Consider the following 18,413-nt stretch of genomic DNA (forward strand, 5'->3'; position numbering starts at 1 on the left):
CCGCGGGGCCGATTACGCCTCGGTGGGTGCCGCCTCCTCGCGGCGCGTCACTTCCTCGTCGCGGGTCAGCGTCTGCGCGCGCGCCGTGTCGACCCAGTCGGGTCGTCGGACGGTCGTCGACCCGATATCGGTGAGTCGGGCCTCGCGCGTCACTCGCACTGTCCGATTGGTGAGCGTCGCGTCGTACGCGAGCCGCCAGCGCGTGATCACCCCCTCGTCCGTGACCCGGACGGTCAGCGACACGTTCCGTGGGTCGGCCAGGTACGGCGGACTGGGGAGCCGTGCGGGCTCGCGGAGTGAGCGGCCGACCAACCGCACGCCGTCGGATCGGTCGACGACCGAGAGGTCCGTCGCCGCGAGCGTCCGCTCGATCAGCGGCAGCGACGTGAGGTTGTCCGTCTGATCGGTCCGGGACCACCCGTGGAAGCGGGTCCGTTCGCTGAGGATCCGCCGGCTGGCGTAGACGCTCTCGTTGCCCCAGTACTCGATCGGCGCGGCGAACCGCCCCAGCGGGAACTCCTCGACCCGGTGGTCGATACGCCCCGCGTAGGCGCCCTCGTCGCTCGCGATCCGCCGCGTCCGGTTCGTCACCCACATCGTCCCGTTCGTCCCGGTGACCCGCTGCTGGCTGACGAACGTGTAGTTCGTCTCGCTCATCCGCCGCTCGTGGGTCTCGACGAGGACGGCAGCCGAAACCCCGCCGCTCTCGACTCCCGGTGGGAACCGCGCCCCGTCCGTCGGGACCGGCGCCGGCGTCACCGTCTCGCCGTCGGGCCCATCGACCCCGCCGAGCCCGCCACACCCCGCGAGCGCCACGAGCGCCGCCAGGACGACGAGGCGTGGCAGCCGATAGCACGCCATCGGCCGTACTCCGGGCCGCGATATCATAGGACTGTCGCAGCCCGTCCCGCGGGCTCGCTCTCCCGCGCGGATCGTACCGGGTTGTTGCGGGATAGGGCCGAATCCCTGCGCGATAGCCGTGAGGTTCCCAGCTTCGATAGTTAGACCGAAAGCTTAAGGCGAAATCTCGGACTGCGGGTGGATATGGTAGACCGATGTTACTCGGGTTCGGACGAAGCGGACGACACCCTCTCCAAGCTCGAAACGGCCCTCGACGACGCGACCAGCGTGGACCTGCGGGCCGCGATCGAATCCGCGATCCAGGAGCGCGAGCGGGCGCTCCGACAGCAGTCCGACGCGGCAGTCTCCCCGCAGTCGGACTGACCGAATCCACCGAAGACGCGCGATTTCTCCGCGCTCTCGGCGTTCGAGGACGTCGACGCCAGACGCTGTTTTCCCCCGATCCCGACTGACCGGACACGCTCGATCACGCCGGTAAGCTCACGCTACGCGGCGCTCGCCGGGCCGTTCGCGAGAGGATTGGGACGGGGGATTCGATCTCTCACTGATGCGAGCGGCACGCGAAGCGACCGCTCGCGGATTAGCGTTCGGCAGAAGTGCGACGGGAGGGATTTGAACCGGAGGCAGACGGTCGCCTCGCTCTGCTCGGCGCTGCGACTGCCAGGGTTCAAATCCACGACTGCACTCATTCGCTCACGGTGGCGAGCACACAAGGTGCTCGCCGGGTAGTTCGCGAGAGAAGTGCGACGGGAGGGATTTGAACCCTCGTTAGGACCGTGGCAGGGTCCTGTGATACCACTACACCACCGTCGCGCGTTCCGTCTCGGCGTCGCCGACCGCACCGGCGCGCCTACATCACAATCGACTGGCGGAAAGGGATAAAAGACTTCCGAATCATCGTCCGATTCGAGGGGGACGACCGCCGGACTGGACTGCGGTTTGGGCCTCGTCTGCCAGTCGCGCTACCCGGTCCACTCCGTCCCGTCGTCGTCCCGGGCGTGGGGATCGACGACCAGTTCGACGTAGTAGTACTCGCCCTGGTAGCGGACGACGAAATACGCCTCCTGTTTCAGGATGAGCGAGTGCTCGTTCGTCTTGCAGTCCACGTATCCCACTCCACATGGGAAGTAATCGCCGCCGACGCGGGAGATGTTCTTGTCGTCCAGCGCATGCTGGATCGCGTTCAGATACGCCCGCTCGTGAATGACCTGCCGGTGAGTCCCGTTCCGGTCCGCGTGGACGAACGTCTCCCGCAACGCTTCCGGGACCGCAGAGACGTTGCTGTACCGGATCCCGTCGCTCCCCCGGTCGACGGCGTCGACTGTGACGCGGGACCACAGCGACGGCGACCCCTGGAACTTCACGCTCGTGATCGCCGACTCCGATATCGAGCGGGCGTCCACGTGGACGTGCTGGTGCGGCTTCGACCCCGTCGCGTAGGAGACGTTGCGCGTCAGTGCCACGCGATGGACGGTCCCGTCGACGACCGCCCGGTACCGGAGCGTGGTCGCTCGGAAGCCGTCGTGTGCCGTCTCCTCGCCGACGAGTTCGGCGTCGTAGTCCGGGTGCGAGATGGACTGCCAGCAGTTCGTCGTGTGCTTGTCCCGGACGGTCACGTGCGGCGCATCGGCGCCGGGGAGTTCGCTGGAGAGTGCGACGGTGTCGTTCTCCAGCGCGCTCACCGTTTCGTACCAGGTCGACCTGTTCACCTCGACGGGGGCATCGCTCTCGACGGCCTGTGCGAGGAGCGGGTGTGCCGCGCCGGCGTCCCCCTCCGGACGCGCCGCGGTGCCGTTCCCGTCGAGCGTGGCGATGCGATAACCGACGCGCTCTCGCGGAACCGAGAGGCCAGGGTCGAGCCAGGGTTTGGGGTCCGGGACGGCCGAGACGTTCAGTGCTGCCATCCGCTGTTTACAGCCGACGTGTCCGGCGATACGGTTGTGCGGGAAGTACCCCCCACAGCCGGTGTCCCCGATGGCGGTCCAGTGATGTCCCGACGCGTTGGCGCCGAGGTACCCCCAGACGTGAGACCGCACCTCGAACCCGAACCGGCCACCACCGTACCGGCAGCGCTCTTCGCCGAACCGTGTCTCGAGCACCATCGGGACCCGCTCGCAGGACAGTTCCACGGTGACGCTCGCGTTCGGTTCGACAGGTCGAGGGAGCCGCGCCCGGCACGTCCGCTCGCCGGACACGTTGAACCCGGCCACCGAGGCGTTCTTCAGGGCGGCGGGGTCGCCCTGCTCGCGTTCGCGGACGAGATTGAATAGTTCCACCGTCATCTCGTATCCGTCGGGCCGCTCCTCGACGGCGACGTTCCGGATGCGTAGCGACTGCTCGGTGAGGGGCGGCGCCGACGCTCCGTCACCGCTCCCGACGTTTCGCCGCTGATCGCCCGGGCCGTCGCCGTCCACTGGGAGTCCGACCAGGACGACGAGGACCGCGACTGCCGCGAGGAGGGCGATGAACGCGCCTGCTCCGACGACCGTACGACCACGGACCATACAGCCGCATCTCCCGTGTCGGGGATAAATGATCTCTTGATTACAGTCCTCACTTGATCCGCTCGACCGCGAGTAGACCGGCACCACTCTTTTCCGACTGGCGGCCCCTCCTCTCAGGCGTTATGCCCGGCGACCCGATTCAGTGTCCCGTCTGTGGATGGACCGGCCAACCGAACGACCTCGACGCCGGGGAGGGACGCGGCGCCTGTCCCGTCTGCGACGAGCGCATCCCCGACCACGGCTGAGGGCGTCCGGGCGCCGGTGGCCTCCGAAATCTGCGGCTGCGAGGTCGTCGCAAGCGCCCGACGATCGGTCGACGAGCGGTCGAAAGCGAAGCGGCGAGTACTCGACGAGCATCCCGCTGTAACGGGCAGTACGTGTGTGAACGGGGCGCGTGTGAACGGTTCCCGTCGCGCGCGTGAAGCGCGCTATTTTTAAGGGTGGGATGGAGAAGTATCGCTACAGTCTAGTGGCGCGGCGTGGAAGCGTCACGGCATGACAACAAGCGTGCTCGTGCCGGCGTCCCTCACCCGGGAAGCCGAGGACAAACGCGAGGCAACTCGCAAGATCGGTTACGTGGCCAGGGCGGCCGCGGTGTTCCGGGTGGACCGTCTCACGGTCTATGCCGACCCAGACGGGGTCGAGAAGAGAGGTGCCGGGTTCGTCGAAACGGTGTTGCGGTACGCCGCCACACCCCCCTACCTCCGAAAGGAGGTATGGGACAGGCGGGACGAACTGGAGTACGCTGGTGTCCTGCCGGCGCTCCGCGTGCGTTCACGGACCGGCTCCGGTTCGGACGAATCGGGGTCGTTAAGACAGGGAATCGTGACCGAGGTCGGTGCTGATGGACGCGTACGGGTCAATTGCGGACTGCAACACCCAGTCTCCCTCCCCGTTCCCTCCGACATGGAGGTCGGAGAGGGGGAGCGCGTCTCCGTCAGGGTCTCTTCGCGACGACCGGTTCGGGCGAAACTCGTCGACGAGCCCGCGGCAGGGTTCGTCGTCGACGCCGCGAACCTCGACGACGCGCTCGCGCGGCCCGACGCCGGGCTGACCATCGCGGCCTCTCGCTACGGCGAGGAGCTGACCGTCACGAAGCTCGACCAGCTGGTCGAACGGCTTCGTGGCGGCGATGGTCCCGGCGGCGGGACGGGCGGATCCGACGACACTGATGCATCCGACGACGAATCGGCGCCCCTGGGTGACCTCACGGTCGCCTTCGGCGCGCCGGAGCGGGGACTGCCCGCGATACTCGACGAGGACCCGGACACCGTCGCGGCGGAGACAGGCGACGAAAGGTTCGACCTCTGGCTCAACACGGTCCCAGACCAGGGCAGCGATGTCGTGCGAACGGAGGAAGCGGTGTTCGCCACGCTCGCGCCCCTCAGACTGACGAGGTAAGACAAATGCCAGGAAAGCACAGACCACGCAAAGGCTCGCTGGGCTTCGGCCCGCGTACGCGAGCGGCTAGTGAGACTCCGCGCTTCAACTCGTGGCCCGACGACGAGGGCCAGCCGGGTCTCCAGGGCTTCGCCGGATACAAGGCCGGCATGACACACGTCGTGCTGATCAACGACGAGCCCGACTCGCCCCGAGAGGGGATGGAGACGACCGTCCCGGTGACGGTCGTCGAGACGCCGCCGATGCGCGCGGTCGCGCTCCGAGCCTACGAAGACACGCCGTACGGCCAGCGACCCCTCACGGAAGTGTGGGCCGACGAGTTCCACGGTGAACTCGACCGTGCCCTCGACGTGCCGGAGGGACACGACGCTGACGCCGCAGAGGAACAGATCCGCGAAGCACACGACGCCGGCGACCTCGGAGACGTGCGCGTCATCACGCACACCGTCCCGAGCGACGTCCCCGGCGTCCCGCGCAAGAAGCCCGACGTCATGGAGACCCGGGTCGGCGGCGGCTCGCTCGACGAGCGCCTCGACTTCGGGCTCGACCTCGTCGCCGACGGCGGCGAGCACGCCATGAACGACGTGTTCCGCGCCGGCGAGTACGCCGACGTGGCCGCGGTCACCAAGGGCAAAGGGACGCAGGGCCCCGTCAAGCGATGGGGCGTCCAGAAGCGGAAAGGGAAACACGCCCGCCAGGGCTGGCGCCGACGCATCGGCAACCTCGGCCCGTGGAACCCCTCCCGCGTGCGCTCGACGGTCCCCCAGCAGGGGCAGACCGGCTACCACCAGCGCACGGAACTCAACAAGCGACTCATCGACATCGGCGAGGGGGCGGAGCCGACCGTCGAGGGCGGCTTCGTCAACTACGGCGAGGTCGACGGGCCGTACACGCTCGTCAAGGGCTCGGTGCCCGGTCCGGACCAGCGCGTCGTGCGCTTCCGACCGGCCGTTCGACCCAACGACCAGCCGCGCCTCGACCCCGAGGTCCGGTACGTCTCGACCCAGTCCAACCAGGGCGGTCGCGGGCGCGCCGCGACATCACAGGAGGACTAACGCATGGAAACAACAGTACTCGACCTGGACGGCGACGACGACGGGAGCGTCGAGCTCCCCGACGTCTTCGAGACGGAGTTCCGCCCGGACGTCATCCGGCGAGCCGTCTCCGCCGCGCAGGCCAACCGGAAGCAGGACTACGGCAGCGACGACTACGCCGGGATGCGCACGCCCGCCGAGTCCCAGGGCAGCGGCCGCGGCATGGCCCACGTGCCCCGGGAGAACGGGCAGGGGGCACGCGTCCCCCAGACCGTCGGCGGTCGCCGCGCGCACCCGCCGAAAGAGGAGAAGGACCGCGGTCTCGACCTCAACACGAAAGAGCGCAAGCTCGCCGTCCGCTCGGCCGTCGCGGCCACGACGGACGCCGAGGTCGTCGCGGAACGCGGCCACGAGTTCGCCGAGGACGTCGTGCTCCCGCTCGTCGTCTCCGACGACTTCGAGGACCTCGTGAAGACCCAGGAGGTCGTCGACGTCCTGGAGACGCTCGGCGTCGCCGACGACATCGAACGCGCCGACGAGGCGACGGTTCGCGCCGGTCGCGGGACGACCCGCGGTCGGAAGTACAAGCGAGCGAAGTCCGTGCTCTTCGTGACGAGCGAGGAGCCTTCGAAGGCCGCTCGCAACCTCGCGGGCGCGGACGTGACGACCGCCCGTGAGGTCAACGCGGAAGACCTGGCGCCCGGCGGCGACGCCGGCCGTCTCACCGTCTGGACCGAGTCCGCCGTCGCGGAGGTGGCCGACCGATGAACTCGATCATCAAGCACCCGACGATGACGGAGAAGGCGATGGACGACCTGGACTTCCAGAACAAGCTCCAGTTCGTCGTCGACAGCAGCGCGAGCAAGCCGGAAATCGCCGATGCGGTCTCCGACCAGTTCGACGTGACCGTCGTCGACGTGACGACGCAGGTCCGACCCGACGGCGAGAAGAAAGCGTACGTCAAACTCTCCGAAGACGACGAGGCCGAGGACGTGGCCTCGAGGATCGGGGTGTTCTAACAATGGGACGACGAATCCAGGGGCAGCGACGCGGGCGCGGGACCTCCACGTTCCGGGCGCCGTCGCACCGCTACAAGGCAGAGCTCTCGCACCGCACCGTCGAGGACGGCGACATGATCGCCGGGACGGTCGTGGACATCGAGCACGACCCGGCTCGCTCGGCGCCCATCGCGGCCATCGAGTTCGAGGACGGCGACCAGCGCCTCGTCCTCGCGCCCGAAGGCGTGGGCGTGGGCGACGAGATCCAGGTCGGCGTCAGCGCCGAGATCGCGCCCGGGAACACGCTCCCGCTCGCCGAGATCCCCGAGGGGATCCCGGTGTGCAACGTCGAGGCCAACCCCGGCGACGGCGGGAAGTTCGCCCGCGCGTCGGGCGTCAACGCCCAGCTGGTCACGCACGACCGCAACGTGGCGGCCGTGAAGCTGCCCAGCGGCGAGATGAAGCGACTGGACCCCGAGTGCCGGGCGACGATCGGCGTGGTGGCCGGCGGTGGCCGCACGGAGAAGCCGATGGTCAAGGCCGGCAACAAACACCACAAGATGAAAGCGCGCGGTACGAAGTGGCCCAACGTCCGCGGTGTGGCCATGAACGCCGTCGACCACCCCTTCGGTGGGGGCGGTCGCCAGCACCCCGGGAAACCCAAGTCCGTCTCGCGGAACGCTCCGCCGGGCCGGAAGGTCGGGGACATCTCCTCGCGCCGCACGGGCCGAGGTAGTAACCAATGAGTTCGGAATACCAGATCGGCCACGAGGGCGAGTTTACCTACCGTGGCCACACGCTCGACGAACTGCAGGACCTGAGCCTGGAGGAAGTCGCGGAACTGCTGCCCGCTCGACAGCGGCGAAGTATCACGCGCGGCCTCTCCGTGGAGAAGGAGAAGCTGCTCGACGAAGCCCGCGAGGCCGGCGAGGAGGAGACCGCCAACGACCCCATCCGCACGCATCTGCGCGACATGCCGATCGTGCCGGAGATGGTCGGGCTGACCTTCGCCGTCTACACCGGGCAGAGCTTCGAGCGAGTGAAGGTCGAGCCGGAGATGCTCGGTCACTACCTCGGCGAGTTCCAGCTGACACGGACCTCCGTCGAGCACGGCCAGGCCGGCATCGGGGCCACGCGCTCCTCGAAGTTCGTACCGCTCAAATAACATGGGAATCAGCTACTCAGTCGACGCCGACCCGGAGACCACGGCGAAAGCGATGCTTCGGGAGCGTCAGATGAGCCACAAGCACAGCAAGGCCATCGCCCGCGAGATCAAGGGCAAGACGGCCGCCGAGGCCGTCGAGTACCTGCAGGCGGTCATCGACGAGGAGCAGTCGGTGCCGTTCCGCCAGCACAACTCGGGCGTCGGTCATCGAAACGACATCGACGGCTGGGACGCCGGTCGCTACCCGGAGAAGGCCAGTAAGGCCTTCCTCGACCTGCTCGAGAACGCAGTCGGCAACGCCGACGAGCAGGGCTTCGAGGGTGAAGCGATGGAGATCATGCACGTCGCCGCCCACAAGGTCGGCGAACAGCAGGGTCGCAAACCCCGCGCGATGGGTCGCGCGAGCCCCTGGAACACGATGCAGGTCGACGTCGAACTCATCCTCGAGGAGGTCGAAGAATAATGGCCGACGAACAGCAGTTCATCGAGGACGGGCTCCAGCGGACCCAGATCGACGAGTTCTTCGGCGACGAACTGGGCCGCGCGGGCTACGGCGGCATGGAAGTCGCCAAGACCCCGATGGGAACCCAGATCGTCCTGAAAGCCGAGAAGCCCGGCATGGTCATCGGCAAGGGCGGGAAGAACATCCGCAAGATCACGACGGAACTCGAGGAGCGGTTCGACCTCGAGGACCCGCAGGTCGACGTCCAGGAAGTCGACGAGCCGGACCTCAACGCCCGGATCGTCGCCGACCGCCTGGCCAACGCCCTGGAGCGCGGCTGGTACTTCCGCAAGGCCGGTCACACCACGATCGACCGGATCATGGAAGCCGGCGCGAAGGGCGCCGAGATCGTCCTCTCCGGGAAGGTCACCGGTGCGCGCTCGCGCGTGGAGAAGTTCAACCGCGGGTACATCAAGCACAACGGCGAGCCCGCCGAGGACATCGTCGACCACGGTATCGGCACCGCGGTCATGAAGCTCGGCACTATCGGCGTGCAGGTGAAGATCATCCCGCCCGAGGCCGAACTCCCCGACGACTTCGAGGTCTACGAGGACATGGAAGTCGAGGACTACGTCGCGGACGTCTCCGACGAGAGCGTCGAAGAGCTCCTCGAAGGCGAGCCCGACGAGGCAGAGGCCGAGCCGGTCACCGAACCGGACGTCGACGACGAGGTCGACGAAGAGGTCGTCGAGGCCGTCGACGAGGCCCAGGAGGAAGTCGAGGTTCCCGGCGACGACGCCCAGATGGTCGAAGAGGACGTCGAGGAAGAGCTCGACGACCTCGAAGAGGCCGTCGACGAGGAACTCGACGAGGACACCGAGGCGGAAGCCGAGGAACTCATGGACGAGATGGAAGACGCCGAGGAAGAATCGGAGGCCGACGAGGCCGACGAGGAATCCGAGGCTGATGCCGACTCCGACGCGGACGAGGAGGGTGACGACGAATGACCGTCCTCTACACCGAAGAGATCCGCGACATGACGCCCGCAGAGCGCGAGGCCGAGCTCGAAGAGCTCGAGACCGAGCTCCTGAACGACCGCGCCGTCAAGGCCGCGGGTGGCGCCCCGGAGAACCCGGGTCGCATCAAGGAGCTCCGGAAGGCCATCGCGCGGATCAAGACGGTCCAGCGGGAAGAAGGCGACCTCGAGGAGTCCGAATAATGCCGCTGACACCCGAAACGCTGTCGCGACACGAACTGGTCGGGCTGGAGGTCCGCGTCCGCGCGGGCGCCAACCCCGACCTGCTCGGCATCGAGGGGACAGTCGTCGCGGAGACGACGAAGACCCTCGACGTCGAGCGCGAGGGCGACGAGCCCTCGGAGGCGGGAGCGAATCGGGTGGCGACAGTCCCCAAGGAGGGGACGACCTTCGAGTTCGCGCTTCCCAGCGGGGAAGTCGTGACCGTCGAAGGCCGCAGGCTGGTCGCACGGCCTGCACGCAGAACGGAGAAATCTGGTGATAGCAAATGGCGCTAGGATTGAACGTACAAGAACCCGACGCGGTCTGTGACGACGATAACTGCCCGTTCCACGGCACGCTGAGTGTCCGCGGGCAGACGATCGAGGGCACAGTCGCGTCGACCGACATGGACAAGACCGTCGTCGTCGAGCGAGAGTACGACGTGCCGGTGCCGAAATACGACCGCCTGATGAAACGGCGGAGCCGTGTTCCGGCCCACGCACCCGAGTGTCTCGACCTCGCCGAGGGCGATACTGTCACGATTGCAGAGTGTCGACCGCTCTCGAAGACGAAAAGCCACGTCGTGGTCTCCCGCGAGGGAGGTGACGACTGATGGAGGCGATGAAAGCAGACGTCACGCAGGGCCTGGAGAAGGGCTCGCTGATCAACTGCGCCGACAACACGGGCGCACGCGAACTCAAAGTCATCTCCATCGCCGGCTACTCGGGAACGAAGAACCGCCACCCGAAGGCGGGTATCGGTGACAAGATCACCGTCTCGGTCACGAAAGGGACCCCGGAGATGCGGCGGCAGGTGCTGGAGGCGGTCGTCGTCCGCCAGCGCAAGCCGATCCGCCGCCCGGACGGCACCCGCGTGAAGTTCGAGGACAACGCGGCGGTCGTCGTCGACGACAACGAGGACCCCCGCGGGACCGAACTGAAAGGACCCATCGCCCGCGAAGTCGCGGAGCGATTCGGATCGGTCGCGTCCACAGCGACGATGATAGTATGAGCAAGCAACCACGCAAACAGCGAAACGACGACGCTTCCGCGGCGCTCCACGAGCGCCACGCGAAGGTCCGCGCCTCGCTCGCGTCCGACCTGCGCGAGGAGTACGGACAGCGCAACGTGCGCGTCAACGAGGGCGACACCGTCGAGGTGCTGCGCGGCGACTTCGCCGGCGAGACCGGCGAGGTCATCGACGTCGACCTGTCGGAGACGGCGGTCCGCGTCGAGGACGTGACGGTCGAGGCGGCCGACGGCGAGGAAGTCCCCCGCCCGGTCGACGCCTCGAACCTGCGCGTCACCGACCTGAACCTCGAGGACGACCTCCGCGAGGAGCGTCTCGAATCCGAGGAGGACAGCGCATGACGAAGCATCAGAAACGACTCTCGGTGCCGAACAGCTGGCCGATCGAACGCAAGACGGAGACGTTCACCGTCAAGGCCGACGCCGGCCCGCACGGCGAGGCGGGGGTTCCCCTGCTCATCGTCCTGCGCGACGTGCTCGGCTACGCGGACAGCCGCAAGGAGGCCCGCTACGCCCTCAACCAGGACAGCGTCCTGATCAACGGCAAGGCGGTCTCCGACGAGGAGCGTCCGGTCGGGATGTTCGACATCCTGGCGTTCGTCGAGCGAGAGGAGTACTACCGCGTGTTCCCCGGTCAGGGCGGCCGACTCGCCCTGACCCCGATCGACGCCGACGCCGCGGACTCCGCGCTCGGCAAGATCGAGAACAAGAAGCACGTCCCCGGCGGCGACGTCCAGCTCACGCTCCACGACGGGCAGACGCTGGTCGTCGACGAGGGCGCCCCCTACGACGGCGGCGACTCCGTCGTCGTCTCGAACGACGACGGCGAGATCGTCGCCCACTTCGAGTACGAGGAGGGCGCGCTCGTCACGGCCGTTGACGGCGCTCACGCAGGCGAGATCGGAACGGTCGAGACCATCCAGGTCACGCCCGGTAGCGCCGAGAACAACGTGCTCGTCGAGCAGGACGACGGCGAGGGCTTCGAGACGATCGAGAGCTACGTCGTCGTCATCGACGAGAACTTCACGGGCGACGACGACGAGGCTCCCGAAGACGTGACCGACGAGGCGTCGGCCGACGTCGACGAGGGAGGTGACGGCGAATGAGCTCCGAGACCGCCGATTCGGAGTTCCACGAGATGCGCGAACCGCGCGTCGAGAAGGTCGTCGTCCACATGGGCGTCGGCGAAGGCGGCCGCGAACTCGCGGACGCCGAGGAGATCCTCGAAAACGTCGCGGGCCAGCAGCCGGTCCGCACGCAGGCGAAGGCGACGGTCGGCGAGTTCGGCCTCCGGCAGGGCGACCCGATCGGCGCGAAGGTCACCCTTCGCGACGAGGACGCCCACGCGTTCCTGGAGACGGCGCTCGACCTGGCGGACCTGGGTCGGTCGCAGTTCGACGACACCGGCAACTTCAGCTTCGGCGTCGAGGAACACACCGACTTCCCGAGCCAGGAGTACGATCCGAACACCGGTATCTACGGCCTGGACGTGACGGTCAACCTGGTTCGGCCGGGCTACCGCGTGTCCAAGCGAGACAAGGCGTCCCGACAGATCCCGTCGAGTCACCGGCTCGACGTCGACGACGCGGTCGCGTTCGTCGAGGGGGCGTTCGACGTGGAGGTCAGCGAATGAGCGAAAGCGAATCAGAGCCCGACGACGCGGAGACAGGCGAGCAGGTTGCAAAGCGGACCGGCCAGCTCGAGACCTGCCGGCGGTGCGGCCGCGAGCAGGGACTGGTCGGCAAGTACGACATCTGGCTGTGTCGACAGTGCTTCCGGGAGGTCTCCCGAAGCATGGGCTTCAGGAAGTATTCATGACAGGAAACGACCCACTCGCCAACGCGCTCTCGGGCATCGACAACGCCGAGAGCGTCGGGCATCTCGACCACGAGGTATCACCCGCCTCGAACGAGATCGGCAGCGTACTCGAGGTCTTCTACGACCGCGGGTACATCGACGGGTTCACCTTCGTCGACGACGGCAAAGCCGGTCAGTTCGAGGTCGAACTGAAAGGAGCGATCAACGAATGTGGCCCGGTCCTGCCCCGCTATTCGGCGGGCGCCGACGAGTTCGAGAAGTGGGAGAAGCGGTTCCTCCCCGCCCGTGACTACGGGACGCTCGTCGTCACGACCAGCCACGGGATCATGAGCCACTACGAGGCCCGCGAGGAGGGCATCGGTGGCCAGGTCATCGCGTACGTCTACTAACAATGCCACGCACAGAACTCGAAATTCCAGACGAGGCAAGCGCCGAGACGGACCACCTCGAACTCACAGTCGAGGGGCCCAACGGCAGCGTGACCCGGCGGCTCTGGTACCCCGACGTCTCGGTGTCCGTTGACGACGGCAGCGTCGTCATCGAGAGCGACGAGGACGACGCCAAGACGATGTCGACGCTGGGTACCTTCGAGAGTCACATCCGGAACATGTTCCACGGCGTGACCGACGGCTGGGAGTACGAGATGGAAGTCTTCTACTCCCACTTCCCGATGCAGGTCGACGTCGACGGCGAGGAAGTCGTCATCGAGAACTTCCTCGGCGAGCGCGCGCCGCGCCGCACGGAGATCCACGGCGACACCGAGGTGCAGGTCGACGAGGAGCAGATCACCCTGCGCGGCCCCGACGTCGAAGCAGTCGGCCAGACCGCCGCGGACATCGAACAGCTGACCCGCGTCCCGGACAAGGACGTTCGCGTCTTCCAGGACGGGGTCTACATCACACAGAAACCGACCCGAGGTGACGCCTGATGGCAGACGACAACGAAGACACCGAGGCCGAGACCGAGGAGTTCGAGACGCTCGAAGACATCAGCGGCGTCGGACCCTCGCGCGCCGAGGACCTCGAGGAAGCCGGCTACGAGACGGTCGACGACGTCCGCGGCGCCAGTCAGGAAGAGCTCGCCGACGTGGTGGGCAACGCCCTGGCGGCCCGCATCAAGGCCGACGTCGGCGGTCTCGAAGTCGCCGAGGAGACCGAGGCCGAGGTCGAAGAGGACGAGCCGGAAGCGGCCGAAGAGGCCGATGAACCGGCCGAAGACGTCGAGACCGAGATGCGTCCGCGCATCGAGGTCGACTTCGAGCCGGACCTGGACGAGAACACCGAGCGGCTGCTCAACAAGCGAGCGAAGACGAGCACGCCGCAGTTCAACCGTCAGGACCACCACAAGAAAAAGCGCGTCTCCACGTCGTGGCGCAAGCCCCGCGGCCAGCTCTCGAAGCAGCGGATCGGTATCAAGGGCAAGGGCGACACCGTCCAGGCGGGCTTCCGCTCGCCGACGGAGGTTCGCGGCCTGCACCCCTCGGGCTTCGAGGAAGTGCACGTGCACAACCTCGACGACCTCGAGGACGTCGACGGCGACACGCAAGCCGTCCGCATCGCCTCGAAGGTCGGCGGTCGCAAGCGCGAGCGCATCGAGGACGAGGCCGAGGACCGCGAGATCCGCGTCCTCAACCCCACCTACGAGGAGGTCGAAGTAGATGACTGACCTGAGCGCACAGAAACGCATGGCGTCCGACGTCCTCGACGTCGGGAAGAACAAGATCTGGCTCGACCCGGAGCGCCAGGGCGAACTCGCGGACGCGATCACGCGCGAAGACATCCGCCAGCTCGTCGACGAGGGCGCCATCCGCGCCGAAGCGCCGAAGGGTAACTCGCGCGGTCGCGCGCGGGAGCGCCAGGAGAAACGCGCCTACGGCCACCAGAAGGGACAGGGGTCCCGGAAAGGGACGGCCGGCGGGCGCGAGAACGAGAAGGAGAAGTGGCAGTCGAAGATCCGCGCACAGCGGAAGAAGCTCCGCGAGCTGCGTGACTCGGGCGAGATCTCGAAGTCGCGCTACCGCGAACTCTACGACCGCGCGAGCGGTGGGGAGTTCGACAGCGTCGCGGACATCGAGCGAACCTTGGAGGACAACTAATGGCGACAGGACCACGCTACACGGTGCCGATGCGGCGTCGCCGCGAGGCCCGGACCGATTACCATCAGAGGTTGCGCCTGCTGAAATCCGGCAAACCGCGCTTGGTCGCTCGCAAGAGCAACAAGCACGTCACGGCGCAGCTGATCATCACCGGACCGAACGGCGACGAGACGGCCGCGAGCGCGCATTCGAGCGACCTCGAGGAGTACGGTTGGGAAGGGCCGACGGGCAACATGCCCGCCGCCTACCTGACCGGCATCCTCGCGGGGCTGCGCGCCAAGGAGGCCGGCCTCGACGAGGCCGTCCTCGACATCGGCCTCAACTCGCCGACGCCGGGTAGCAAAGTATTCGCAGTACAGGAAGGCGCAATCGACGCCGGACTCGAGATTCCCCACAACGACAGCGTGCTCGCGGACTGGTCGCGCACGCGCGGCGAACACATCGCCGAGTACGCCGAGCAGCTCGACGACGGGCTCTACGGCGGGGAGTTCGACGCAACAGACCTACCCGAACACTTCGACGACATGCGAGAACAACTACTGGAGGCGGATGACCTATGAGTAGCGGCTGGGAGCCGCGCACACGCCTGGGCAAGGCGGTGGCCGAGGGCGACATCGACTCGATGCAGGACGCCCTCAACTCCGGCCTGCCCCTGAAAGAGCCCGAGATCGTCGACCAGCTCGTCCCCGGGCTGGAAGACGAGGTGCTGGACATCAACATGGTCCAGCGCATGACCGACTCCGGTCGGCGCGTCAAGTTCCGCTGCGTGGTCGTCGTGGGCAACCGCGACGGTCTCGTCGGTTACGCGGAAGGGCGCGACGACCAGGTCGGCGGCGCCATCCAGAAGGCCATCGAGGTGGCGAAGCTGAACCTCATCGACGTCTCCCGGGGCTGCGGGTCCTGGGAGTGCGGCTGTGGGCGCGCCCACACCGTCGCGCTCCGGACGACCGGCAAGGCCGGGAGCGTCGAGGTCGAACTGCAGCCCGCCCCGCGCGGGCTCGGACTGGCGGGCGGAGAGACCGTCCGCCACGTCCTCGAACTCGCGGGCATCGAAGACATCTGGACGCGCTCGTCGGGCAACACGCGCACGACGGTGAACTTCGCGAAGGCGACGTTCAACGCGCTCCAGAACACCGCGGAAGCCCGCGTCCCCCAGGAGACCTGGGAGAAGCGAGAGGTGATCGAGTGATGCAAGCGCTCGTACAGCTCCGCGGCGAGGTCAACATGAACCAGGACGTGCGGGACACGCTGGAGATGCTCAACATCCACAACGTGAACCACGCGGCCCTGGTCCCGGAGACGGAGACGTACCGCGGCATGGTCACGAAGGTCAACGACTACGTGGCCTTCGGCGAGCCCAGCGTCGAGACGGTGGCGCTCCTCATCGAGCGCCGCGGCGAGCCCGCCGAGGGCGAGGCCGACATCGACGACTCGTGGGTCGTGGCGAACACCGATTACATGAGCGTCGAGGAACTGGCGGAGGCCCTCGTCGACGAGGAGACGACGCTCAAAGAGCAGGGGCTGGCGCCGACGCTGCGCCTGCACCCCCCGCGTGGCGGTCACGACGGGATCAAACACCCGACGAAGGAGGGCGGCGAGCTCGGTCGACACGACACCGAGTCCATCGACGAACTCCTGGAGGCGATGCGATGACATCCAAGAAGAAACGACAGCGCGGCTCGCGCACGCACGGCGGCGGTTCCCACAAGAACCGCCGCGGCGCCGGCCATCGCGGCGGCCGGGGCAACGCCGGGAGCCGCAAACACGAGATGCACAACCACGGCCCGTGGGACAAACACGGGTTCGAGCGACCGGACGACGTGCAGGACGACGTCGCGGAGGTCGACGTCCGCGAGCTCGACGAGGACGCCGCGCTGCTGGCGGCCGAAGGCGTCGCCGACGAGGAAGGCGACGGCTACGCTATCGACGCGCGCGACGTCGCCGAGGACGGTCACGACGTCGACGTCGTGAAGGTGCTCGGGAGCGGGCAGGTCCGCAACGAGCTGCACCTCGTCGCGGACGACTTCTCCGAGGCGGCCGAGGAGAAGGTCGAGGACGCCGGCGGCTCGGTCGAACTGACCGAGGCCGGTGAGGAGCGCGCCGAGCAAACCGACAAGGATACACCGGACGAAGAAGACGACTCATAAACATGGGCTGGAAGGACACCGCCGAACCGGTACTCACCCGCATGCCCACCGTCGAGCGCCCGGAGGGACACGTTCCCTTCAAGCGGAAACTGGGCTGGACGGCCGGCGTGCTGGTGCTGTACTTCTTCCTGACGAACGTCTTCCTGTTCGGCCTGCAAGGCCAGGGGAGCGAGGCCTTCGGACAGTTCCGTTCGATCCTGGCCGGTGGCCAGGGGACGATCCTGCAACTCGGTATCGGACCGATCGTCACGGCGAGCATCGTGTTGCAGTTGCTCGGCGGTGCCGACCTGCTCGGTCTCGACACGCAGAACAACCCCCGGGATCAGGTGCTGTACCAGGGCCTCCAGAAGTTCCTGGTGCTCGTGATGATCTGCCTGACCGGGCTCCCGATGGTCTTCGCCGGCTCGTTCCTGCCGGCGAGTCCGACGCTCGCCCAGACGTTCCCCGGCGGAACGTTCGGCGTGCAGTGGCTGATGTTCGCCCAGATCTTCGTCGGCGGTGTCCTCATCCTCTACATGGACGAGGTCATCTCCAAGTGGGGCGTCGGCTCCGGGATCGGCCTGTTCATCATCGCCGGCGTCAGCCAGCGACTGATCGGCGGGCTCGTCTCGACGACCTTCATCGGTGCGGAGAGCGAGATCGGCATCATCCCGACGTGGATCGGCATCCTCACCGGCCGCATCGACGTCGGGCCGATCCTCGGAAGCGGGCTCCAGACGCTCGTCTTCGGCCAGGGGCAGATCCTCGCGCTGATCACGACAGTGCTGATCTTCGTCGTGGTCGTCTACGCGGAGAGCGTCCGCGTGGAGATCCCCCTCTCGAACACGCGCGTCAAGGGCGCCCGCGGTCGCTTCCCCGTGAAGCTCATCTACGCGAGCGTCCTGCCGATGATCCTCGTCCGCGCGCTGCAGGCGAACCTGCAGTTCCTGGGTCGTATCCTGCACGCGCAACTGGGCAGTATGCCCGCGTGGCTGGGGACGTACCAGCAGAGCCAGGGCGGCGTCGCTAACCCGGTCGGCGGCCTGTTCTACTACATGGCACCGGTCCGCAGTCCCGGCCAGTGGATGTGGTGGCTCGGTCAGACGACCAACGAGCCCTGGCAGATCATGCTCCGCGTCGGCGTCGACCTGACGTTCATGGTCATCGGCGGCGCCATCTTCGCCATCTTCTGGGTCGAGACGACGGACATGGGTCCGGAGGCGACCGCCCAGCAGATCCACAACTCCGGGATGGAGATCCCCGGTTTCCGCCGGAACACCAGCGTCATCGAGAAGGTGCTCGAACGCTACATCCCGCAGGTGACCGTCATCGGCGGCGCGCTGGTCGGCCTGCTGGCCGTCCTCGCCAACATGATGGGCACCATCGGCGAGGTTTCCGGGACGGGCCTGCTGCTGACCGTCTCCATCACCTACAAGATCTACGAGGAGATCGCCGAAGAGCAACTCATGGAGATGCACCCCATGATGCGCCAGATGTTCGGCTAACTGTCGGCGGATAGACGGTTCACCACCGACGGCAGTTCCGTTTTCGCCGACCATTTCAGTTCTCGACGACCGCGAGACGGTCGTCGCTCCCGATTCGCGACGAGCCATTCTCACGGACGGATCTGCGGCCCCCGGAACTAAACGGAGCGCACCGAAACACGGTTGCGAACCCCTGTTGCCCGCGGATCGCGGACGCTGA

At 67.3% G+C, this 18,413-nt stretch carries 29 protein-coding genes and 1 tRNA gene; 27 read left to right on the forward strand and 3 right to left on the reverse strand.

Annotated elements, in window-relative coordinates:
- Nucleotides 1-12 precede the first annotated feature (12 nt).
- A complete protein-coding gene (locus ACMGFH_RS03565; RefSeq protein WP_415381398.1) occupies nt 13-861 on the reverse strand; it encodes a hypothetical protein in 849 nt (282 codons plus the stop codon).
- Between the two features lie 183 nt (nt 862-1,044).
- On the opposite strand from ACMGFH_RS03565, the gene ACMGFH_RS03570 reads away from it, so the two are divergent.
- Nucleotides 1,045-1,224 (forward strand): hypothetical protein, encoded by a 180-nt coding sequence (locus ACMGFH_RS03570; RefSeq protein WP_415381399.1) that lies wholly within the window; start codon nt 1,045-1,047, stop codon nt 1,222-1,224.
- Nucleotides 1,225-1,603: 379 nt separating this feature from the next.
- On the opposite strand, the gene ACMGFH_RS03575 is transcribed toward ACMGFH_RS03570, so the two are convergent.
- Nucleotides 1,604-1,674, reverse strand: a tRNA-Gly gene (locus ACMGFH_RS03575).
- Nucleotides 1,675-1,823: 149 nt separating this feature from the next.
- Complete coding sequence (locus tag ACMGFH_RS03580; RefSeq protein ID WP_415381400.1) at nt 1,824-3,365, reverse strand: hypothetical protein; 1,542 nt, start codon at nt 3,363-3,365, stop codon at nt 1,824-1,826.
- Between the two features lie 122 nt (nt 3,366-3,487).
- On the opposite strand from ACMGFH_RS03580, the gene ACMGFH_RS03585 reads away from it, so the two are divergent.
- The 26 genes from ACMGFH_RS03585 to secY all read left to right on the forward strand — a co-directional run bounded on the left by ACMGFH_RS03585 (nt 3,488) and on the right by secY (nt 18,214).
- Nucleotides 3,488-3,610: a hypothetical protein gene (locus tag ACMGFH_RS03585; RefSeq protein WP_415381401.1), complete on the forward strand. Its 123-nt coding sequence runs from the start codon at nt 3,488-3,490 to the stop codon at nt 3,608-3,610.
- Between the two features lie 250 nt (nt 3,611-3,860).
- The gene (locus tag ACMGFH_RS03590; RefSeq protein ID WP_415381402.1) at nt 3,861-4,766 is read left to right on the forward strand and encodes a putative RNA uridine N3 methyltransferase; all 906 of its coding nucleotides are present in this window, start codon (nt 3,861-3,863) and stop codon (nt 4,764-4,766) included.
- Between the two features lie 5 nt (nt 4,767-4,771).
- The gene (gene rpl3p / locus ACMGFH_RS03595; RefSeq protein WP_415381403.1) at nt 4,772-5,821 is read left to right on the forward strand and encodes a 50S ribosomal protein L3; all 1,050 of its coding nucleotides are present in this window, start codon (nt 4,772-4,774) and stop codon (nt 5,819-5,821) included.
- 3 nt (nt 5,822-5,824) lie between these two features.
- Nucleotides 5,825-6,568: a 50S ribosomal protein L4 gene (gene rpl4p / locus ACMGFH_RS03600; RefSeq protein WP_415381404.1), complete on the forward strand. Its 744-nt coding sequence runs from the start codon at nt 5,825-5,827 to the stop codon at nt 6,566-6,568.
- Nucleotides 6,565-6,819 carry a 50S ribosomal protein L23 gene (locus ACMGFH_RS03605; protein ID WP_415381405.1) on the forward strand — a complete coding sequence of 85 codons (255 nt, stop codon included), beginning with the start codon at nt 6,565-6,567 and terminating at the stop codon, nt 6,817-6,819. The genes rpl4p and ACMGFH_RS03605 overlap by 4 nt, the downstream gene beginning before the upstream one ends.
- A gap of 2 nt (nt 6,820-6,821) precedes the next feature.
- The gene (locus ACMGFH_RS03610; protein ID WP_415381406.1) at nt 6,822-7,544 is read left to right on the forward strand and encodes a 50S ribosomal protein L2; all 723 of its coding nucleotides are present in this window, start codon (nt 6,822-6,824) and stop codon (nt 7,542-7,544) included.
- Entirely contained in the window at nt 7,541-7,963 is a 423-nt protein-coding gene (locus tag ACMGFH_RS03615; protein WP_415381407.1) for a 30S ribosomal protein S19, read from the forward strand. The genes ACMGFH_RS03610 and ACMGFH_RS03615 overlap by 4 nt, the downstream gene beginning before the upstream one ends.
- 1 nt (nt 7,964) lies before the next feature.
- Complete coding sequence (locus ACMGFH_RS03620) at nt 7,965-8,426, forward strand: 50S ribosomal protein L22 (RefSeq protein WP_415381408.1); 462 nt, start codon at nt 7,965-7,967, stop codon at nt 8,424-8,426.
- Nucleotides 8,426-9,412: a 30S ribosomal protein S3 gene (locus tag ACMGFH_RS03625; RefSeq protein WP_415381409.1), complete on the forward strand. Its 987-nt coding sequence runs from the start codon at nt 8,426-8,428 to the stop codon at nt 9,410-9,412. Before ACMGFH_RS03620 ends, ACMGFH_RS03625 begins: the two co-directional genes overlap by 1 nt.
- A complete protein-coding gene (gene rpmC, locus ACMGFH_RS03630) occupies nt 9,409-9,624 on the forward strand; it encodes a 50S ribosomal protein L29 (RefSeq protein ID WP_135363718.1) in 216 nt (71 codons plus the stop codon). Before ACMGFH_RS03625 ends, rpmC begins: the two co-directional genes overlap by 4 nt.
- Nucleotides 9,624-9,938 carry a ribonuclease P protein component 1 gene (locus ACMGFH_RS03635; RefSeq protein ID WP_415381410.1) on the forward strand — a complete coding sequence of 105 codons (315 nt, stop codon included), beginning with the start codon at nt 9,624-9,626 and terminating at the stop codon, nt 9,936-9,938. The genes rpmC and ACMGFH_RS03635 overlap by 1 nt, the downstream gene beginning before the upstream one ends.
- Nucleotides 9,929-10,255, forward strand: a complete 327-nt coding sequence (locus tag ACMGFH_RS03640; protein WP_415381411.1) for a 30S ribosomal protein S17 — start codon at nt 9,929-9,931, stop codon at nt 10,253-10,255. The genes ACMGFH_RS03635 and ACMGFH_RS03640 overlap by 10 nt, the downstream gene beginning before the upstream one ends.
- Nucleotides 10,255-10,653, forward strand: coding sequence for a 50S ribosomal protein L14 (locus ACMGFH_RS03645; RefSeq protein WP_415381412.1), 399 nt, complete (start codon nt 10,255-10,257; stop codon nt 10,651-10,653). The genes ACMGFH_RS03640 and ACMGFH_RS03645 overlap by 1 nt, the downstream gene beginning before the upstream one ends.
- On the forward strand, nt 10,650-11,012 hold the full coding sequence (gene rplX, locus ACMGFH_RS03650) for a 50S ribosomal protein L24 (RefSeq protein WP_415381413.1): 363 nt from the start codon (nt 10,650-10,652) through the stop codon (nt 11,010-11,012). Before ACMGFH_RS03645 ends, rplX begins: the two co-directional genes overlap by 4 nt.
- Nucleotides 11,009-11,776, forward strand: a complete 768-nt coding sequence (locus ACMGFH_RS03655) for a 30S ribosomal protein S4e (RefSeq protein ID WP_415381414.1) — start codon at nt 11,009-11,011, stop codon at nt 11,774-11,776. The genes rplX and ACMGFH_RS03655 overlap by 4 nt, the downstream gene beginning before the upstream one ends.
- Nucleotides 11,773-12,303, forward strand: a complete 531-nt coding sequence (locus ACMGFH_RS03660; RefSeq protein ID WP_415381415.1) for a 50S ribosomal protein L5 — start codon at nt 11,773-11,775, stop codon at nt 12,301-12,303. The genes ACMGFH_RS03655 and ACMGFH_RS03660 overlap by 4 nt, the downstream gene beginning before the upstream one ends.
- Nucleotides 12,300-12,488, forward strand: a complete 189-nt coding sequence (locus ACMGFH_RS03665) for a 30S ribosomal protein S14 (RefSeq protein WP_415381416.1) — start codon at nt 12,300-12,302, stop codon at nt 12,486-12,488. Before ACMGFH_RS03660 ends, ACMGFH_RS03665 begins: the two co-directional genes overlap by 4 nt.
- A complete protein-coding gene (locus tag ACMGFH_RS03670; protein ID WP_274324817.1) occupies nt 12,485-12,877 on the forward strand; it encodes a 30S ribosomal protein S8 in 393 nt (130 codons plus the stop codon). Before ACMGFH_RS03665 ends, ACMGFH_RS03670 begins: the two co-directional genes overlap by 4 nt.
- A 2-nt stretch (nt 12,878-12,879) precedes the next feature.
- Complete coding sequence (locus ACMGFH_RS03675; RefSeq protein ID WP_415381417.1) at nt 12,880-13,416, forward strand: 50S ribosomal protein L6; 537 nt, start codon at nt 12,880-12,882, stop codon at nt 13,414-13,416.
- The gene (locus ACMGFH_RS03680; protein ID WP_415381418.1) at nt 13,416-14,153 is read left to right on the forward strand and encodes a 50S ribosomal protein L32e; all 738 of its coding nucleotides are present in this window, start codon (nt 13,416-13,418) and stop codon (nt 14,151-14,153) included. Before ACMGFH_RS03675 ends, ACMGFH_RS03680 begins: the two co-directional genes overlap by 1 nt.
- Complete coding sequence (locus ACMGFH_RS03685) at nt 14,146-14,583, forward strand: 50S ribosomal protein L19e (RefSeq protein ID WP_415381419.1); 438 nt, start codon at nt 14,146-14,148, stop codon at nt 14,581-14,583. The genes ACMGFH_RS03680 and ACMGFH_RS03685 overlap by 8 nt, the downstream gene beginning before the upstream one ends.
- Nucleotides 14,583-15,143, forward strand: a complete 561-nt coding sequence (locus ACMGFH_RS03690) for a 50S ribosomal protein L18 (protein ID WP_415381420.1) — start codon at nt 14,583-14,585, stop codon at nt 15,141-15,143. Before ACMGFH_RS03685 ends, ACMGFH_RS03690 begins: the two co-directional genes overlap by 1 nt.
- On the forward strand, nt 15,140-15,772 hold the full coding sequence (locus ACMGFH_RS03695) for a 30S ribosomal protein S5 (protein ID WP_415381421.1): 633 nt from the start codon (nt 15,140-15,142) through the stop codon (nt 15,770-15,772). Before ACMGFH_RS03690 ends, ACMGFH_RS03695 begins: the two co-directional genes overlap by 4 nt.
- Nucleotides 15,772-16,236 carry a 50S ribosomal protein L30 gene (gene rpmD / locus ACMGFH_RS03700; RefSeq protein WP_415381422.1) on the forward strand — a complete coding sequence of 155 codons (465 nt, stop codon included), beginning with the start codon at nt 15,772-15,774 and terminating at the stop codon, nt 16,234-16,236. Before ACMGFH_RS03695 ends, rpmD begins: the two co-directional genes overlap by 1 nt.
- On the forward strand, nt 16,233-16,730 hold the full coding sequence (locus ACMGFH_RS03705) for an uL15m family ribosomal protein (RefSeq protein ID WP_415381423.1): 498 nt from the start codon (nt 16,233-16,235) through the stop codon (nt 16,728-16,730). Before rpmD ends, ACMGFH_RS03705 begins: the two co-directional genes overlap by 4 nt.
- A 2-nt stretch (nt 16,731-16,732) precedes the next feature.
- Nucleotides 16,733-18,214 (forward strand): preprotein translocase subunit SecY, encoded by a 1,482-nt coding sequence (secY, locus tag ACMGFH_RS03710; RefSeq protein ID WP_415381424.1) that lies wholly within the window; start codon nt 16,733-16,735, stop codon nt 18,212-18,214.
- The last annotated feature ends 199 nt before the right edge of the window (nt 18,215-18,413 follow it).

The sequence above is a fragment of the Halosimplex rarum genome (assembly GCF_047715405.1).
Taxonomy (GTDB): domain Archaea; phylum Halobacteriota; class Halobacteria; order Halobacteriales; family Haloarculaceae; genus Halosimplex; species Halosimplex rarum.

Excerpts from the sequence above, each read along its gene's own strand:
- ACMGFH_RS03620 (WP_415381408.1), top strand. The coding sequence starts at position 7,965 with ATGGGAATCAGCTACTCAGTCGACGCCGACCCGGAGACCACGGCGAAA.
- ACMGFH_RS03615 (WP_415381407.1), top strand. The coding sequence starts at position 7,541 with ATGAGTTCGGAATACCAGATCGGCCACGAGGGCGAGTTTACCTACCGT.
- ACMGFH_RS03685 (WP_415381419.1), top strand. The coding sequence starts at position 14,146 with ATGACTGACCTGAGCGCACAGAAACGCATGGCGTCCGACGTCCTCGAC.
- rpmC (WP_135363718.1), top strand. The coding sequence starts at position 9,409 with ATGACCGTCCTCTACACCGAAGAGATCCGCGACATGACGCCCGCAGAG.
- ACMGFH_RS03585 (WP_415381401.1), top strand. The coding sequence starts at position 3,488 with ATGCCCGGCGACCCGATTCAGTGTCCCGTCTGTGGATGGACCGGCCAA.
- ACMGFH_RS03705 (WP_415381423.1), top strand. The coding sequence starts at position 16,233 with ATGACATCCAAGAAGAAACGACAGCGCGGCTCGCGCACGCACGGCGGC.
- ACMGFH_RS03610 (WP_415381406.1), top strand. The coding sequence starts at position 6,822 with ATGGGACGACGAATCCAGGGGCAGCGACGCGGGCGCGGGACCTCCACG.
- rpmD (WP_415381422.1), top strand. The coding sequence starts at position 15,772 with ATGCAAGCGCTCGTACAGCTCCGCGGCGAGGTCAACATGAACCAGGAC.
- ACMGFH_RS03565 (WP_415381398.1), bottom strand. The coding sequence starts at position 861 with ATGGCGTGCTATCGGCTGCCACGCCTCGTCGTCCTGGCGGCGCTCGTG.
- ACMGFH_RS03645 (WP_415381412.1), top strand. The coding sequence starts at position 10,255 with ATGGAGGCGATGAAAGCAGACGTCACGCAGGGCCTGGAGAAGGGCTCG.
- rpl3p (WP_415381403.1), top strand. The coding sequence starts at position 4,772 with ATGCCAGGAAAGCACAGACCACGCAAAGGCTCGCTGGGCTTCGGCCCG.
- ACMGFH_RS03680 (WP_415381418.1), top strand. The coding sequence starts at position 13,416 with ATGGCAGACGACAACGAAGACACCGAGGCCGAGACCGAGGAGTTCGAG.
- ACMGFH_RS03675 (WP_415381417.1), top strand. The coding sequence starts at position 12,880 with ATGCCACGCACAGAACTCGAAATTCCAGACGAGGCAAGCGCCGAGACG.
- ACMGFH_RS03660 (WP_415381415.1), top strand. The coding sequence starts at position 11,773 with ATGAGCTCCGAGACCGCCGATTCGGAGTTCCACGAGATGCGCGAACCG.
- ACMGFH_RS03670 (WP_274324817.1), top strand. The coding sequence starts at position 12,485 with ATGACAGGAAACGACCCACTCGCCAACGCGCTCTCGGGCATCGACAAC.
- ACMGFH_RS03640 (WP_415381411.1), top strand. The coding sequence starts at position 9,929 with ATGGCGCTAGGATTGAACGTACAAGAACCCGACGCGGTCTGTGACGAC.
- ACMGFH_RS03625 (WP_415381409.1), top strand. The coding sequence starts at position 8,426 with ATGGCCGACGAACAGCAGTTCATCGAGGACGGGCTCCAGCGGACCCAG.
- ACMGFH_RS03580 (WP_415381400.1), bottom strand. The coding sequence starts at position 3,365 with ATGGTCCGTGGTCGTACGGTCGTCGGAGCAGGCGCGTTCATCGCCCTC.
- ACMGFH_RS03590 (WP_415381402.1), top strand. The coding sequence starts at position 3,861 with ATGACAACAAGCGTGCTCGTGCCGGCGTCCCTCACCCGGGAAGCCGAG.
- ACMGFH_RS03695 (WP_415381421.1), top strand. The coding sequence starts at position 15,140 with ATGAGTAGCGGCTGGGAGCCGCGCACACGCCTGGGCAAGGCGGTGGCC.
- ACMGFH_RS03655 (WP_415381414.1), top strand. The coding sequence starts at position 11,009 with ATGACGAAGCATCAGAAACGACTCTCGGTGCCGAACAGCTGGCCGATC.
- ACMGFH_RS03690 (WP_415381420.1), top strand. The coding sequence starts at position 14,583 with ATGGCGACAGGACCACGCTACACGGTGCCGATGCGGCGTCGCCGCGAG.
- ACMGFH_RS03605 (WP_415381405.1), top strand. The coding sequence starts at position 6,565 with ATGAACTCGATCATCAAGCACCCGACGATGACGGAGAAGGCGATGGAC.
- ACMGFH_RS03635 (WP_415381410.1), top strand. The coding sequence starts at position 9,624 with ATGCCGCTGACACCCGAAACGCTGTCGCGACACGAACTGGTCGGGCTG.
- rplX (WP_415381413.1), top strand. The coding sequence starts at position 10,650 with ATGAGCAAGCAACCACGCAAACAGCGAAACGACGACGCTTCCGCGGCG.
- secY (WP_415381424.1), top strand. The coding sequence starts at position 16,733 with ATGGGCTGGAAGGACACCGCCGAACCGGTACTCACCCGCATGCCCACC.
- ACMGFH_RS03570 (WP_415381399.1), top strand. The coding sequence starts at position 1,045 with ATGGTAGACCGATGTTACTCGGGTTCGGACGAAGCGGACGACACCCTC.
- rpl4p (WP_415381404.1), top strand. The coding sequence starts at position 5,825 with ATGGAAACAACAGTACTCGACCTGGACGGCGACGACGACGGGAGCGTC.
- ACMGFH_RS03665 (WP_415381416.1), top strand. The coding sequence starts at position 12,300 with ATGAGCGAAAGCGAATCAGAGCCCGACGACGCGGAGACAGGCGAGCAG.